This window comes from Gordonia sp. UCD-TK1, from assembly GCF_001691435.1.
Taxonomy (GTDB): Bacteria; Actinomycetota; Actinomycetes; order Mycobacteriales; family Mycobacteriaceae; genus Gordonia; species Gordonia hongkongensis.
Genome location: NZ_LZMP01000013.1, coordinates 207,107 through 222,643 on the forward strand (window position 1 = coordinate 207,107; position 15,537 = coordinate 222,643).

Genomic DNA, 15,537 nt, shown 5'->3' on the forward strand with positions numbered 1-15,537 from the left:
GCGCGGTCCCGCGGCAGGCCGTCCGAATGACAGACCGGGCCGCTCGGGGTTCGGCGGCTATGGTCGAGTCGTGTTGCAGGTAGCGAATCTGACGAAGGACTTCGGCGGTCAACGCGCGGTCGACGACCTCACCTTCGAGGTGGGTCCGGGACGGGTCACCGGTTTCCTGGGGCCCAACGGTGCGGGCAAGTCGACGACCATGCGGATGATGCTCGGACTCGACCGCCCGACATCGGGCACGGCGACGATCAACGGGCAGCGCTACCGGGACCTCGAACATCCGCTGCGACAGGTCGGTGCGCTGCTCGACGCCCGGTGGGTGCATCCCAATCGCAGTGCGCGGTCACACCTGCGGTGGCTCGCGGCGAGCAACCGGATTCCGGCCGCCCGCGTCGACGAGGTGCTCGAGACGGTCGGGCTCACCTCGGTGGCCAAGAAGCGCGCCGGCGGGTTCTCGCTCGGCATGTCGCAGCGGCTCGGGCTGGCGGGTGCCCTGATCGGCGACCCGCACACGCTGCTCTTCGACGAGCCGGTCAACGGCCTCGACCCGGAGGGCATCGTGTGGATCCGCGGGTTCATGCGTAAGCTCGCCGTTGAAGGGCGGACGGTACTCGTGTCGAGCCATCTGCTCACCGAGATGTCGCTCACCGCAGACCATCTCGTCGTCATCGGGCGGGGCCGGCTGATCGCCGACTGTTCGGTGGCGGAGTTCACCGGGCGGGCCCGGCAGTCGGTGCGGGTGCGCGGCCCGCAGCTCGAACAGTTGCACGCCGCGCTCGCGGCGGCGGGGCTGAATCCCGCGCCGGGTGACCCGGATGCCCACGGGCGCCCGGTGATGCGCGTGCCGGACACCACGACCGATCGGGTCGGCGACCTCGCCGCCGCCGCGGGCATCACCCTGCACGAACTCGCCGCCGAGTCGGCGTCACTGGAAGAGGTCTTCATGTCGATGACGGCGCACGCCGTCGACTACACCGCCGTCGACAACCGCGCCGTCCACAACCCCGACGTCCACAACCCCGACGCCCACAACCGGGCCGTCGGGAACCACGGGGGAGTGAACCGGTGATCGCCGCGATCAACGCCGAACGGATCAAACTCGCCAGCACCCGGTCGCCGTATTGGTGCCTCGGCGTCGTCGTGGTGCTGGGCCTGGGCTTCGCGGTGCTGCTCGGCGCCATCGCCGGCGGTTCCTACGGCAGTCCCGGTGAGACCGACACCCTGACCGACGACTTCCTGCTCGGCGTCAACCAGTTCGGGGTCGCGGTGCTCGCGATCATGTCGATCCTGGGCGTGACCACCGAGTACCGCTTCGGCACGATCCGACCGACGTTCGCGGCGATTCCGCGTCGGCCCCAGGTCCTCCTCGCGAAAGCGGTCGTGTTCGGCGGACTCTCGTTCGCGGTGGTGGCCATCGTGTCCGTCGTCGCGGTCGTGGCGGCGCAGGTGCTCGCCGGCGTCGGAGTCTCGCTCACCGGGCCCGAGACCGTCCGGCATCTCTGGGGGACGCCGGTTTTCGCGATGCTGTGCGCGCTGATCGGCCTCGCGGTGGGTGCGTTGGTGCGGCATTCGGCCGGTGCGGTGGCGATCGTGCTCGTCTGGATGCTGGCCCTCGAGCGCATCGTGTCGGTGCTCCCGCGGGTGGGCGAGCACATCGTGTCGTTCTTGCCGTTCCTGAACGGGTGGAACTTCCTCGCCGGCGGGAGCGACACGTTCCACTGGAACGCCTACGGTTCGTTGGCCTACTTCGCGGGCTTCACGATCGTGTTGCTGGCGGCGGCAGTGGCCGTGACCAATGCCCGGGATGCGTAGTTCGCGGATTTTCTTCCGCCGATGTCAAATCCGGGATTAGCCGCGTGTCGACAGGGCCATCCGGTCGGACCACATTGGTGCTTCCGGGCGGCCCATTGTAGGGCCCGGCAGACTAAAATTCGCGGTTATGTCCTCGAATTGGCCGCTCGTCGAGCGCGATCGGGAGTTCCGCACGATCCAGGCGGCCCTCAGGGGTGAGACGACCGGCTGTGGGGTGGTCCTGACCGGTGACTCCGGCGTGGGCAAGACGACCCTCGCCCGGCACGTCACCGCCGAGTTGCCGACCGGGGTGCGCTGGGTGGCGGGCACCGAGTCCGCGCGCTCGATCCCGCTCGGTGTGTTCGCGCATCTCGTCGGTCCGGCGACGTCGAGCGATCCGGTCACCTACCTTGCGGCGGCCCGTGAATCGCTCCTCGCCGACGGCGATGTCGTGATCGGGGTCGACGACGCCCACCTGCTCGACGAACTGTCGGCGACGCTGCTGCATCAGCTCGCGATCGACCGTGCGGTGCACATCGTCGCGACGGTCCGCAGCGGCGAGACCGTCCCGGATGCGGTGACCTCGCTGTGGAAGGACAATCACCTCACGCGGATCACGTTGTCGCCGTTCACCAAAGAGCAGAGCGTCGACCTCATCGAGTCGGTGCTCGGCGGGCAGCTCGAGGAGCATTCGGCCGATCTCATGTGGGAGGCCTCCGGTGGGAACGCCCTGTTCCTACGGCATCTCGTCGACGGTGCGCGGCAGGCCGACACGCTGCGGCAGGTCAACGGCGTGTGGCAGCTACGCGGACGCGCCGCCATCACCTCGGAGCTCGCATCGCTGCTCGAGGGGCGGATCGAGCAACTCGACGCGCCGGTTCTCGGGGCCCTCAAATACCTCAGTCTGTGCGAACCCCTCGACATCGACGTCCTCGCCGAGCTCGCCGGCGAAGAAGCCGTCGAAGAGGCGGAGATCGCCGGGCTGGTGCGCATCACCCGCGACGGGCGGCGTCTCGACATCGCCTTCCACCATCCGCTGTTCGGTGAGGTGATCCGGCGCCGCCTGGGTCTCGTGTCGTCGCGGCGGCTGCGCGGCCGGCTCGTCGAGGCGTTGCAGTCACGGCCCACGAACACCCCGGCCGAGCGGATTCGGCTCGCCGATCTCGCGATCGAGAGCGACGTGGAGATCGACCTCGCGCTGGTACGGACCGCCGCCCGCGATGCCCTGAACCTCGCGCAGACGCCGCTCGGCGAACGATTCGCGCGGGCGGCGCTCGACGAGGGCGGTGGACTCGAGGAGGCCGAGTTGCTCGCGCGGGCGGTCATGTGGCAGGGGCATCCGGACGAGGCGCGGGACATCCTGTCCCGCTTCTCGCCCGACGATCTCGACGAGGGTCGACTCGTGCTGTGGGGCAATTCGATCATCGGCAACACGTTCTGGGCTCTGGGCGACGCCGATCGGGCCGACGAGATCCTGCGGTTGCTGACCGAGCGGGTCACCCACCCGGCACTCACGCCGATCGTCACCGGGATCGCCTCGGCGTGCGCCCTCTTCGAGAACCGGATCGACGAGGCGATCACGCTGTCCGACACCGTCCTCGCCGAATCCAGGGCGCTGCCGTGGGCGGTGGAGTGGGCGGTCTTCGGTGGCAGCCTCGCCCGTGCGGTCGCCGGTCGGGGAGCGGAGGTCGGGGCGCTGGCCGAACACTCGCGCGAGGTCGAGGTGGACGGATTGCTCCGGTTCCCCACCGGTTTCGGCGAGACCCTCGCGCTGACCCTCACCGGCCGACTCGACGACGCGGACGGTGCCGCGGGGCGTTTCGTGTCCGCCGCGCAGACCGCGCAGTACCTGGGCTGGGCGATGTCCGGAATACTCGTCGCCGCAGTCGAACTCGCCCGCGGATCGTGCGCCTCGGTGACCCGGCGGATGGAGCAGACCCTCGCCATCCTCGACAGTGGCCGGTTCTCCGAGTCGTGGAACTTCCCGGCCCACATCTTCCTGGTGCAGGCCCTGAGTGCGCTGGGACAGGCCGATCGTGCCGCGGCCGCGCTGGCCAAGGCGCGGAAACGTTCCGGCAAGCATGTGGCCGTCTTCGGGCCCATGCTCGCCATCGCGGCGGCCTGGCAGTCGGCGGCCGCCGGAACCGTCACGCCCGCCGTCGAACTCGCGCACTCCGCGGCCGCATCCGCCCGTGCCGCCGGTCAGTTCGCGGTGGAGGCCGAGGCCCTGCACACCGCCGCCCGGTTCGGGGACGGCGGCGTCGCCGACCGGCTCACCGAACTGGCCGAGCGCGTCGACGGTCCGCTCTCGGATCTGTACGCGCGCCACGCCGCGGCGCTCCGCGACGGCGATGCGGTCGAACTCGATCTGTGCTCGACGGCGTTCGAGGACTCCGGGGTGTGCCTGTCCGCCGCGGACGCGGCCGCGCAGGCCAGTGTCCTGCACGACGCGGCGGGCAGACGGTCCGCGACCGTGGCGTCGGCCGCGGTGGCGAACCGACTCGCGTCGCAGTGCGGTGGCCTGCGGACGCCGGCGCTGATCTCGGCCGCGCAACCGTTGCCGTTGACGTCGCGCGAGCGGGAGATCGCCAACCTCGCTGCGGCGGGCCTGTCCAACAAGGACATCGCGCAGCGACTCACCGTCTCGGTCCGCACCGTCGAAGGTCATCTGTTCCGCGCCTACACCAAGCTGGATGTGGGTGACCGTGCCGAGCTTGCTGAGCTACTCCTCAAAGACCAGCGAAAGCCCGGCTGAAAACCACCCGCAGGAAACGGACAGTCGACGACAGCTCGCCGGTGCCGCTCGGACGGGTGGTTCTCAGTGGGTCTTCGACGGCTCAGTCGCCCGGCCGGCTGAGGGCCGCGATCACCTCGTCGTCGTCCACCTGAGTGAAGTCGCCGTAGGACAGGCCGACGGCCCGGAACGGTTCCGGCGTCACGAGGACGATCACGTCGTCGGCGCCCCGATCCCGCAGTCGCTGAATCGAATCGGAGGGTGCCGTGGGTACCGCCACCACCACGTGGGTGGCGCCGGCGGACCGGACGGAGTCGACCGCGACGGCCATGCTCGACCCGGTGGCGAGACCGTCGTCGACCAGGATGACCGTCCGGCCGCCGAGCTCGGTGCTGGGACGTCCGCCGCGGTAACGTCGTTCGCGGTTGTCGAGGATGCGCCGCTGTCGATCGGCGGCCTCGTGGAACTCGCTGCGGGACACCCCGAGTCGACGCGGTATGTCGTCGTTGACCACCAGGTGGTGCGCGGTGAGCGCGCCCATGGCGAACTCTTCGTGGCCGGGCGCCCCGATCTTGCGCACCACCAGCACGTCCATCGCGCACCTGCCTGTCGACGCCGCGATGGCGTCGGCGACCTCGCGGGCGACCGGAACCCCGCCGCGCGCGAGTCCCAGGACAACAGGTTCTGTTGTACCGGCCTCCGGAATGCCGGCGCCGTACCGGACTTCGACGACCCGCGCACCCAGCAACCGACCCGCCTCGCGGCGGTCGGCGAAGATGCGGGCGCGCATGGGCAGGCCTCAGACCTGCACTGCGGGACCGACCTTCAGTGCGAAGCTCGGCACGTCGGCGAGCCCGACGGTGGCCTCGTACGTGCGGTCATAACCGGTGCTGCTGATCCGCCATCCGTCTGCGGTGCGGCGGTAGGTGTCGTCGTAGAACGCCGCCCCGATGAGCATGAAGGAGAACTCGGCGACGATGACCCGGTCCTGCAGGTACCAGCGTCCGCGTGCGGTGTCCCCGTCGATCTCGATCTCCGGGTGTGCGACACGATGTTCGGTGATGACTGCGGGACCGACGTTCTCGCGCATGTATCCGACCAGCTCGTTCCGATTCGAGAAGGCCAGGCTCTCACCGTAGTTACCGGTGACGTCCTCGGTGAGCGTCGACTCGAACGCCGTCCAGTCCTTGGTGTCGAGAGATCGCAGGTAGCGATACTTGAGGCTCTCGATCGCCCGCAGGTCCTCGAAGCCGCCGGCGGGCGCGCTCACTTCGTCCTCGTTCCCGGCAGGATTCCGGCATCGATGACGGCTTTCACGACCGGTCTCGTCCGGGTGAGGAGGTCGTCGGTGCCGGCCCAGATGGCTTCTCCGACAGCATCGGTGGTGGCCTCGATGTCGTCGTAGGTCGCCGCGCCGGAAGCGGTGAGACGGTGCCCGTCCTCAACGCGCTCGGCCAGCCCGGCGTCGACCAGGCGATCGACGCTGTCCTGCCAGTCCTGTTCGGACCAGCCGCGGGTCATCAGCACGATGCGCTTGCCCAGGGTGCGACGACGAACCGTGGGGTCGGGAAGCTGCGACTCGTGGAAGACGGCCGCGTCGAAGCCGTTCAGACCGTTGAGGGCGAGAGCGGCGATGTGGTTGTCGCCGCGCCACTCTCGGAGAATCGCGATGGCGTGCCACAGCCGTAGGCGCGCGGTGTCCGGTCGCGGGGCCGTCGACCACGCGGCAGCGAGCGGGCGTCCGCCGAGGGGTAGTCGGGCGGCCAGATCGTAATAGGCGGAGGCGAGTTCGTCGAGGAGGGAGTCGTCGATGGACTCGCCGAGGATCTCTCGCAGCGAGTCGTCGAGCATCTGATTGCGTCGTTCGTGGACCCGGTCGAGCCCGGCGTCGACGGCGGCCGTCCAGCCCTTCGCGATGAGTTCGTGGTTGAAGTTGTAGAAGGCGGAGGCGACGACCGAGGCCGCGCACGGACCGAACGGCGCTCCGCGCGCACCGACGTAGAAGGCGTAGGGATCGAGCCCGGTGTCTGCCTGCGCGCCTTTCAGTCCCGGGTTGAAGTAGGCCAGGATGTGGAAGGGTTCGAGGGTTTCGTAGGCGAGCCGGGCAGCGGAGCCCGTGCTGGTCGATGTCATCAACCCACCCTCTCCATCAGCGGGGCGGGTGTCAACCACCTGCGACGACGAGAGCGGGAGCGTCAGGTGCGCCGGGAGTCCCGGCTCTCGAAGACGGGGTCGTCGGTCGTCCACAGATCGGCATCCGCGACCTCGGGATCGGCGTCTGCCGCGGACGCTTCGTGCTCCTCGTCGGACGTGGGTTCCTCGCGGCCACGGCGCCACCCGCCCTTCATCGGCGGCGCCTCGCCGAGGTGATCCGGGTCGACCGAGCCATACCAGGCGACCAGTACGGCACCGACGACGGCGCCGACGAAACCGAGGATGGCCAGCCAGCCGAGTCCGGGTTTGGCCGTGTCATCGAGGAAGACGACCCCGACCAGGCTCGGGCCGGCCGTCTCGCCGACCACGAGCACCGCAGTCACCCCGTTCACGGCGCCGAGCTGCAGGGCGACGGTCTGGACGTAGAAGCCCGCCGCGCCCGCGGCGGCGATGGTCCAGGCGGCGGGATCGGTCAGCAGCGCCACGGGATCGAACGGCTGGACTCCGTCGAGAATGCGCACGGCGATGGCGATGATGCCGAACAGCAGACCCGCCGATGCGCCGCCGACGATGGCGCCCGCCGGACCGAGGTTGTAGACGCCCACCAGAGCAAGAGCGCAGAGGGCGAGCGTCGCGACGAACAGACCCCAGTGGAATCCGACCTCTTCCCCGCCGCCGGTGTGATGGGACGAGGCAACGCCGAGGAGGCAGAGCGACATCACGACGAGCCAGATGGCGACCCATTCGCGCGTGTGCAGGGCGATGTTGAGGATGATCGTGCCGAGCAGGGCGGTGATGACCAGGTTGGCCGACACGATGGTCTGCGAGAGGAACAGCGGTAGGAACCGGGCAGCGAGGGCGCCACCCGCGAAGCCGAGCACGACCAGCGTCGTGCCGAGGATGAAGGCCGGATCGACCAGCGTCGACATCGTGGACGAGAGGGTCGGTGCGCCGTTCTCGGTGGTGATGCCCTCACCCTCGTCGGCAGCGGCTTCGGCCACGCGGCGGGCGCCGAGCGCGCGCAGGACCGTGGACATCCCATAGGCGACTGCGGCGAGGCACGCGGCGATGACGCCGATGACGAACAGCTGCATGCCTCCTCCAACTCGGCCCGGATGAGCCTCGACAGGCTCGGACCGACGACCACCCCGACTGCGTACGCACGCGATCGGCTCGGGCCGCACCAGCGCTGCTCCGCAACTGCTGTTCCGCAACCGGAAGCGAAGCACACGGACCGGCCGATCGTGCAAAAAACTAACAGGGTGAACCGACAGGACGGTACTGAATATTCCCGACCTGACCGCATTTTTTTCGCAGGCCGTCCGGCTTCCGTGCTCAGGGCCCGTCGGCACTACACTCGCTCGGGTGAACAGCGCCGGACAAACCCATGTACTGATCACATTCGGCAGATCGTTCCTCACCCTGGAACTCGCGCGGCTCATGGCCGCGGCGGGTCACCGGGTGAGCATCGTCGACTCCATCCCGGTCGGGATCGGCCGATTCTCCAACGCGGTGAGCGACTTTCACCGCGTGCCCCCGCCGAAGTTCGAGCCGCTCGCATACTGTCTCGCCCTCGCCCGGATCGTGGTCGACAACGACGTCGACATGGTGATCCCGGTGCACGAGGAGACCGACATCATCGCGATGCTCGCCGAGGTGTTCCCGCCCGAATGTCGGCTGTTCCTCTCCGATTTCACCACCGAGAACCGCCTGCACAACAAGTACGACTTCCAGGAGCTGCTCGTCGAACTCGGAATCCCGACGCGCAAGTTCGCGCGGGTGTCCGGACCCGAGGACGTCGGATCGCTCGATTTCACCAAGCCGTTCGCGCTCAAACACTGCTATTCGCGGGGCTCGCAGAAGGTTCACAAGGTGACTCCCGACGATCCGCTCACCTGGCTCGAACACGATGAGCAGAACCCGTGGATCGCACAGGAGTGGGCGTCGGGGAACAACTTCTGCACGTATTCGGTCTGCCATGAGGGCCGCGTCTACGCCCACGCCACCTATCCGGTCGACTACGCCATCGACGGCAGTTCGTGCCTCAACTTCCGGTCCGTGGACCATCCGCGGATCGCCGGGTGGGTCAGCGATTTCGTTCGCCGGGTGAACTTCACCGGCCAGATCGGCTTCGACTTCATCGAAGACCGGAACGGTGGCGGCGACCTGTTCTGCATCGAGTGCAATCCGCGCGCCACAAGCGGGATCATGATGTTCACGCCCGAAGACGGGGTCGATCGCGCGTTCCTCGGGACCTGGGATCCCGACCACGGACCGATCACGCCCGGGTCGGGCGTGGACAAGATGATCGGGCTGGGCATGCTGCTCTACGGGTGGCGTCCGTCGTCGCGCAAGGACCGGACCCTGCGCGACTTCGTCCGCGACTTCCGCGGCGCGTCCGATGTCTTCAGCAGTCCGGGCGACCAGAAGCCCGCGCTGATGCTCCCGTTCGCCTATGCCGGGATCGTGCGTAGTTGCCTCAAGTACCGGGTCGGGCTGGCGGAGGGTTTCTTGCACGACCACGAGTGGGACGGCCTCCGCATCAGCCTGTGACACCCGTCGCGGATTCGGCCCGTCGGGATGGGGACGACGCCGACGCCGGGGCGTAGAATCTCGAGTCACCATCACCTGCGTGTTGACCCCATCCGCAGGGTTGTCCGGGGGGACTCGAGCTCGAGGGGAGCTGCTCATGAACATGTCCGGGATCATGCGTCGTACGTCTGTCGGGGTGGCCGCTGTCGGTGCCGCCTGCGCGATCGGACTGGCCACCGCGCCGGCCGCTTCCGCCGCGCCGGCGCCGGTGCAACCGGTGCAACCGGTGCAGGCCGTCGGTTCGGTGGCGATCTGCTTCGGCATCCCCATCGGGCCGGTGACCATCAGCGTCTGCCTGTGATCTGATCCGAGCCGTATGACGCTGTGCCCGGAAACCGGGCACGACGTCATACGGATTCCTCGTACCCCACCAGAAGTCGACGCCGGCGTGACCATTTCGTGCCGGAGCGTCCCGATCCCCGGCCCGATGGCGCTCGCGCACGTACGATTCCCCGATGACGTCGACAACGGCCGAGGTCGAGGCGGGGACTGCTCCCAAGCGGGCGAAGGCGATCCTGGTCGCGCTGATCCTGGTCGCCGGGGTGGCCAACATCAATCTCGCGGTGGCGAATGTCGCGCTACCCGACATCGGCAAGGCGCTCGACGCGAGTTCGACGCAGTTGAACCTCGTCGCGGTCGGCTACTCGCTGGGCCTGGCGGCGTCGGTGCTCTACTTCGGCGCGCTGGGAGATCGGCACGGGCGCAAGCGGATGCTGGTCATCGGCATGTGCCTGTCGATCCCGGCGTCGCTCGTCGCCGGATTCGCGCCCAACGTCGAGGTCCTGTTCGGTGCTCGTCTGGTGGGCGGCATCGCCGCGGGCCTGGCCTTCCCGACCACCCTCGCGGTGATCACCGCACTGTGGTCGGGGCCGAAACGGGTCCGGGCGATCGCCGCGTGGTCGGCATTCGGCGGTGCGATCTCGGCGCTGGGACCGGTCCTGTCCGGGGCACTCCTCGAGATCCTGGCCTGGCACTCGGTGTTCCTGGTGACCCTGCCGCTCGCCGTCGTCGCGCTGATCGCGGCGTGGCGGTTGGTGCCCGATGATAACGGCGACCAGGCGGCGGTCGTCGACAACCTGGGCGGCGTCGTGTCCATCGTGATGGTGGGCTCGCTGGTGCTGGCGATCAACTTCGCCCCGAACTCCGATCAGCGACTGCAGGTCTACATCCTGGCCGCGATCGCGCTGCTGGCAGGGGCGGGTTTCGTCTGGCGGCAGCTGCGCGTGCGGGTTCCGCTCTTCGACCTGCGGATCGCAGCCCGACGCACCTTCTGGGTCGCGGCGGTGGGCGGGCTCATCGTGTTCGGCACGCTCATGGGCGCGATGTTCATCGGCCAGCAGTACATGCAGAACGTGCTCGGCTACTCGACGCTGGCGGCCGGCGCCACGATCCTGCCAGCCGCGGCCGCCATGATCGTCGTGGCCCCGCGCTCGGCCAAACTCGTGCAGAGCATGGGTTCGCGGTTCACGCTGCTGTCCGGTTACGCCTTCATCGTCGTCGGCCTGGTGCTCGCGATGCTCACCTGGGATGAGGGCGCCCACTTCTGGCATGTCGGTCTGGTCTACGTCCTCGTCGGGGTGGGCGTCGGTCTCGCCGGCACCCCGGCGTCGCAGTCGTTGACCGGTTCGGTGCCGGTGCAGCGCGCGGGAATGGCGTCGAGCATGTCTGACCTTCAGCGCGACCTCGGTGGCGCGATCCTGCAGTCCACCCTCGGCGCGATCCTCACCGCGGGTTACGCGAATCAATTGCGGGACACCATCTCCGGTTCGCCGCAGGCCGATCAGGTCACCGAACAGACCGAAGCCGCGCTGACGAAGTCGTTCTCGAGTGCCGAGGTCCTGGCCGAGCGCTATCCGCACTACGCCGATCAGATCATCGCCGCGGCCCGCGACGCGTTCGTACAGGGCGACAAGAACGCCTACGGCGCGGCGGCCGCCATCGTGGTGGTGGGTGCGGCGGTGGTGTTCTTCTTCTACCCCAGACACGAGGCGGAGCGAACGGCGATGGCGGAGTACGCGAAACAGCGCAGCCTCTGAGTCGCCGACTCACCCAGCACTTACTCGACCAGCACTGCCCGACGGCGGTGAGTCGAACGCCGCCAACAACATTCGTGCCGCCATCGCGATGAGCGAGGTCCGGTCGGCGTCGCGGGGTCGTTGCAGGGCGATGCGCAGGCACAGACTCGCGGTCGCACCCATGGTGAGGAACACCAGTTCGTCGATCGCCTGATCGTCGAGGTCGGGCCTCATCCGCGACGGCAGGATCCGCGCCAGCGGGAGGAGCGGTCCCTCGACCTCGGCCCAGGCGTCGCCGAAGCCGTGTTCCCCGATCTCGAGCGAGGCACGCAGGACCGGCGCATGTGACTCGAATGACGACACGAGGGTCTCGACCACCGTGACCATCGCGGTGTCCGGTTGCTGATCCATCGCCCGGCCGATCCCGCTCGCGAGGGTGGCGGTGATGTCGTGAACGGCGGCGAGGCGCAGTTCTTCGACGATCGCGTCCATGTCGGCGAAGTAGCGGTACACCGTCCCGATGCTGACGTGCGCGTGGTCGGCGAGTTCGGCGGTGGTGGGCCGTCGGCCGGGACGACGCTCCAGGAGTGTGAGCGCCGACGTGAGGAGGCGTTGCCTCATCTCACGACTGCGCTGCTGCTTGGGTGCCTTGCGCCGTTGCGATGCGGTGGTTTTGGGAGTCGTCGACGATGCCATCAAAAGTGAATAGTAAGTGAGGATTGCTCGTGTTCTCATGGATCCATGGAACGGAGCGCACCCGCCGACCTCGTGAACACCGACTTGGCCGTGCAACGGTTCGGGACGGCCGGCCGTGACTGGCTCGATCAGATGTGGATCGCCGACCCGCTCGCCGACGCCGTGGCCGCCGACCGGCAACCCGGTGGCCCGACCACGACAGTGCTGCGGGCGGCGCTGAAGAACGGCATCGACTCGGTCGACGACGCGACCGACTCGTTGCGCGCGCTCTTCGAGTTCCTCGATGACGAGCCCGACTGGGTCGATCATGATCGGATCAGTCGCGCGGCCGACGCGCTGGTCGTCAACACCGCACCGCTGGGCATCGTGCTCGGCGCGGCATCGCTGGTCCGCGGGGCGGGAAACACGATCGCGGGCAAGCCACTCGCGGTCACCGGGCGTTACGTGTCCCAGCCGGCGGTGCGGTCGGTGGAGGTCGGTGAATGGCTGGGGCAGGTGCTGACGCCCGGCGGGATGCGCCGCGGCGGTGACGGTTTCGCGTACACGGTGCGGGTCCGGATGATCCACGCGCATGTCCGTTCCATGCTGCTCGCGCGCGGAGACTGGGATGAGACCGCGTGGGGCGTGCCGATCCCGCAGCCGTACATGGCGTTCACGATCGCCGAGTTCGGGCACATCGCGATCGACGCGATGCACAAGCTGGGGGTGCGGTTCACCGACTGCGAGCTCGACGACATCTATCACCTGTGGCGGTACGTGGGGCATGTGGTCGGGATGAGCCCCGAGCTCAACCCGGTCTGCGAGGCCGACCACGTCCGGATCGAAGAGCTCTATCGGCTGACCTCGCCGGGGCCGGGTCCCGACGACCGGGATTTCGTGGTCGCGTTGACCGACGACTATCTGGTGCCCGAACTGGCAGCGGTGTTCCCGGGGCCGCAGGCCCTGCGACGCCGGCTGGCCACGAAGACCATGCACGGACTGCAGCGGGTGTTCATCGGTGACGCCGACGCCGACGCGCTCGGAATCCCCGACGGCCGGTTCAAACATCTGCTGAGACGGGTCGGACCGGTTCTCGCGGTGGCGGATTCGGCGCAGCGGGTCGGTGGCGCCCGGCGGGCACGAGCACGCGTCGAGAAATCCTACCGCGCACGGGATGTCGCCATGGCGCGGATGCGGGAGGACTACCGCGTCACCCACGACCTCGTCGACGCGGCGCCCGGCCCGCAGGCCGCCGCTCAGCCGTCGAATCGGCTCGCGGCCGTGACGTCCTCGGTCAAGCAGTAACTGACCGACAGCGGCTGTGTGAAGGCCCATTTCGTCTCGTCCTCGGTGCAGGTGAGGGAGTCCGCACCGCGGCTGACGGTCTTGGCGAGGATGGTGCTCTCCGCGGGGGAGGCGTCGCACTCGACCTCGCGGTAGTCGGCGAGCTTGCCGCCGCCGATCGGGATCTGGTAGCAGGTGTCGACGGCGAAGTTGGGTGTGAGGCAGAGCTTCTGGTCGCCTTCGCCGAAGGTGAGCGCGGAGGTGTTGGGGGTGCCGCATTCCGCCGACGTGTTGACCTTCTCGGCCGCGTAGAAAGTGAGCCCCTCGGTTTCTTCGCACTCGGCCTTGGTCGCCTCGACCTTGCCCTCGCCGGCTTCGGCACCGATCTGTAGGCACTCGCCCACGTCGATGTCGGAGGCCTCTTCGATCGACTGCGTGCCGACGCTGACGCTGCAGGCCGCCAGCGCGGCGAAGCCCACGCAGGCCGCGATGACCGTGGCACGCCGGCCCAGCTGCCAGAGAGGCTTGTCCACGGACGGCACGTCGCCGCCGGACTCGGCAATCCGATCGTCGGAGGGGTGCGAATAGCTGGCGGTGCTGCGCGACATCGTGGTTCCTATCGTCTGGAGTGGGCGGGTGCCCGGTTTCGGCGGCTCATCGTGGTGTTCGGGTGATGAACGACAGGATGTCGCCGGGCGCTTGGTGCGAACTTGGGGTCGACTTGTCCGGCCCTTGAGGGGGCCGTCCAAGTCGGGAGCGTGTAGCGGCTGCGAGAGGAGAGTTGATGTCAGGTCCGTCCGGCGATGTCGTCCGCGTGGTGCTGCCGCATCAGTTGTTCGAGTCGCACCTCGACGCGGACCCCGGCACCCGCTTCGTCCTCGTCGAACACGATCTGATGTTCCGGCAGTACCGGTTCCACGTGCAGAAAATCGTCCTGCACCGGGCGAGTATGCGCAGGTTCGCGGACCGGCTGCGGGACCGGGGTTTCGAGGTCGACGTGCTCGAGACCGACGCGGAGGAGTCCAGTCACGATCGGCTCGTGGAGTACCTGTCCGGCCGGCCCCCGGCGTCGGTTCACCTGTACGACGTCGTCGACGACTGGCTGACGGGCGACCTGCTGGCGGCCTTCCAGCACGCCGGATGCCCACTCGCGGCCGACGACATCGCCGAGAGTCCGAACTTCCTCACCACCCGTGCGCAGATCCACGAGTTCTTCGCCGGCAAGCGGCCGCGGATGCAGCAGTTCGACACCTGGCAGCGACGACGGCTCGGCATCCTCGTCGACGACGACGGCAAACCGGCGGGMGGCCGGTGGAGCTTCGACACCGAGAACCGGAAGAAACTGCCGAAGAACCGTGAGGTCCCGCAACCGACACCGCCGGCGCGACATCCCGAGGTCGACGCCGCGATCGCCTGGGTGGCCGACGAGTTCCCCGACAACCCGGGCGACGCCGACGGTTTCGCCTGGCCCACCGCCCACGACGAGGCGCTSGCCATGCTCGAGCAGTTCCTGGCCGACCGGTTCGCGGAGTTCGGACCCTACGAGGATGCGATCAGCACCGAGCACCCGTTCGTCTTCCATTCGTTGCTGACGCCCGCACTCAACACCGGGCTCCTGAGCCCGCGAACGGTGCTGAGAAGGGCGCTGGAGGCCGGTGGACGTAACCGTGTCCCACTGGCCAGCGTCGAAGGGTTCGTGCGGCAGCTGATCGGCTGGCGCGAATACATGCGGGCGTCGTACGAGACCCGCGGGCGTGCTCTCCGGAGCCGGAATCACCTGGGCCACGATCGGAAGCTGTCCGACGGGTGGTGGACCGCCGAGACCGGGCTCGAGCCGGTGGACCTCGTCATCCGGCGGATTCTCGCCAACGGGTATGCCCACCACATCGAGAGACTGATGGTCCTGGGCAACGCGATGTGCCTGCTCCGCATCGACCCGGAGCAGATCTACGAGTGGTTCATGGAGATGTTCGTCGACGCCTACGACTGGGTGATGGTCCCCAACGTGTACGCGATGAGTCAGTTCGCGGCCGGTGAGGCGATCACCACCAAGCCCTACGTCTCGGGCAGCAACTATCTGAAGAAGATGTCGGACATACCGCCCGGCGACTGGACCGCCGACTGGGACGGGCTGTACTGGACGTTCGTTCGCGACCACCGGGACGTCTTCGAGGCCAATGCGCGGTCGAACTTCCTCGCCCGGGCCTACGACCGGTTGCCCGCGGCGACGAAGGCGGGCCACAGCCGGCGTGCCGGCCGCTGGCTGGGGTGACCGCCCCGGTCCTGAGCGCT

The 15,537-nt window shown here is 68.5% G+C and carries 14 protein-coding genes; 8 read left to right on the top strand and 6 right to left on the bottom strand.

What is annotated here, in order from left to right; translation table 11 throughout:
• The first annotated feature begins 70 nt into the window (after positions 1-70).
• The 3 genes from A9310_RS09670 (at position 71) to A9310_RS09680 (ending at position 4,546) form a co-directional block, all read left to right on the top strand.
• The gene (locus tag A9310_RS09670; protein ID WP_254661211.1) at positions 71-1,069 is read left to right on the top strand and encodes an ABC transporter ATP-binding protein; all 999 of its coding nucleotides are present in this window, start codon (positions 71-73) and stop codon (positions 1,067-1,069) included.
• Positions 1,066-1,812 carry an ABC transporter permease gene (locus A9310_RS09675; protein WP_065630375.1) on the top strand — a complete coding sequence of 249 codons (747 nt, stop codon included), beginning with the start codon at positions 1,066-1,068 and terminating at the stop codon, positions 1,810-1,812. The genes A9310_RS09670 and A9310_RS09675 overlap by 4 nt, the downstream gene beginning before the upstream one ends.
• A gap of 127 nt (positions 1,813-1,939) precedes the next feature.
• Positions 1,940-4,546 (top strand): LuxR C-terminal-related transcriptional regulator, encoded by a 2,607-nt coding sequence (locus A9310_RS09680; RefSeq protein ID WP_139104567.1) that lies wholly within the window; start codon positions 1,940-1,942, stop codon positions 4,544-4,546.
• A gap of 82 nt (positions 4,547-4,628) precedes the next feature.
• Here A9310_RS09680 and A9310_RS09685 read toward each other — a convergent pair whose 3' ends face one another.
• The 4 genes from A9310_RS09685 to A9310_RS09700 all read right to left on the bottom strand — a co-directional run bounded on the left by A9310_RS09685 (position 4,629) and on the right by A9310_RS09700 (position 7,773).
• A complete protein-coding gene (locus A9310_RS09685; RefSeq protein WP_065630376.1) occupies positions 4,629-5,315 on the bottom strand; it encodes a phosphoribosyltransferase in 687 nt (228 codons plus the stop codon).
• A 9-nt stretch (positions 5,316-5,324) separates the two neighbouring features.
• Positions 5,325-5,795, bottom strand: coding sequence for a nuclear transport factor 2 family protein (locus tag A9310_RS09690; RefSeq protein WP_065630377.1), 471 nt, complete (start codon positions 5,793-5,795; stop codon positions 5,325-5,327).
• The gene (locus A9310_RS09695; RefSeq protein ID WP_065630378.1) at positions 5,792-6,658 is read right to left on the bottom strand and encodes a hypothetical protein; all 867 of its coding nucleotides are present in this window, start codon (positions 6,656-6,658) and stop codon (positions 5,792-5,794) included. Before A9310_RS09695 ends, A9310_RS09690 begins: the two co-directional genes overlap by 4 nt.
• A gap of 62 nt (positions 6,659-6,720) precedes the next feature.
• On the bottom strand, positions 6,721-7,773 hold the full coding sequence (locus tag A9310_RS09700; protein ID WP_083207324.1) for a hypothetical protein: 1,053 nt from the start codon (positions 7,771-7,773) through the stop codon (positions 6,721-6,723).
• 271 nt (positions 7,774-8,044) lie between these two features.
• On the opposite strand from A9310_RS09700, the gene A9310_RS09705 reads away from it, so the two are divergent.
• From A9310_RS09705 to A9310_RS09715, 3 genes are all read left to right on the top strand, one after another.
• The gene (locus tag A9310_RS09705) at positions 8,045-9,232 is read left to right on the top strand and encodes a carboxylate--amine ligase (protein WP_065630379.1); all 1,188 of its coding nucleotides are present in this window, start codon (positions 8,045-8,047) and stop codon (positions 9,230-9,232) included.
• 136 nt (positions 9,233-9,368) lie between these two features.
• Positions 9,369-9,572 (top strand): hypothetical protein, encoded by a 204-nt coding sequence (locus tag A9310_RS09710; RefSeq protein WP_065630380.1) that lies wholly within the window; start codon positions 9,369-9,371, stop codon positions 9,570-9,572.
• A gap of 154 nt (positions 9,573-9,726) precedes the next feature.
• Positions 9,727-11,307, top strand: coding sequence for an MFS transporter (locus A9310_RS09715; RefSeq protein ID WP_065630381.1), 1,581 nt, complete (start codon positions 9,727-9,729; stop codon positions 11,305-11,307).
• Positions 11,308-11,316: 9 nt separating this feature from the next.
• Here A9310_RS09715 and A9310_RS09720 read toward each other — a convergent pair whose 3' ends face one another.
• The gene (locus A9310_RS09720) at positions 11,317-11,907 is read right to left on the bottom strand and encodes a TetR/AcrR family transcriptional regulator (protein WP_065630462.1); all 591 of its coding nucleotides are present in this window, start codon (positions 11,905-11,907) and stop codon (positions 11,317-11,319) included.
• A gap of 120 nt (positions 11,908-12,027) precedes the next feature.
• Here A9310_RS09720 and A9310_RS09725 point away from each other — a divergent pair, with 120 nt between their 5' ends.
• Positions 12,028-13,266: an oxygenase MpaB family protein gene (locus A9310_RS09725; protein ID WP_065630382.1), complete on the top strand. Its 1,239-nt coding sequence runs from the start codon at positions 12,028-12,030 to the stop codon at positions 13,264-13,266.
• Here the strand turns inward: A9310_RS09725 and A9310_RS09730 are convergent.
• Positions 13,218-13,853: a pyridine nucleotide-disulfide oxidoreductase gene (locus tag A9310_RS09730; protein ID WP_065630383.1), complete on the bottom strand. Its 636-nt coding sequence runs from the start codon at positions 13,851-13,853 to the stop codon at positions 13,218-13,220. The genes A9310_RS09725 and A9310_RS09730 overlap by 49 nt on opposite strands.
• 176 nt (positions 13,854-14,029) lie before the next feature.
• On the opposite strand from A9310_RS09730, the gene A9310_RS09735 reads away from it, so the two are divergent.
• Positions 14,030-15,517 (top strand): cryptochrome/photolyase family protein, encoded by a 1,488-nt coding sequence (locus A9310_RS09735; RefSeq protein WP_065630384.1) that lies wholly within the window; start codon positions 14,030-14,032, stop codon positions 15,515-15,517.
• Positions 15,518-15,537 lie beyond the last annotated feature (20 nt).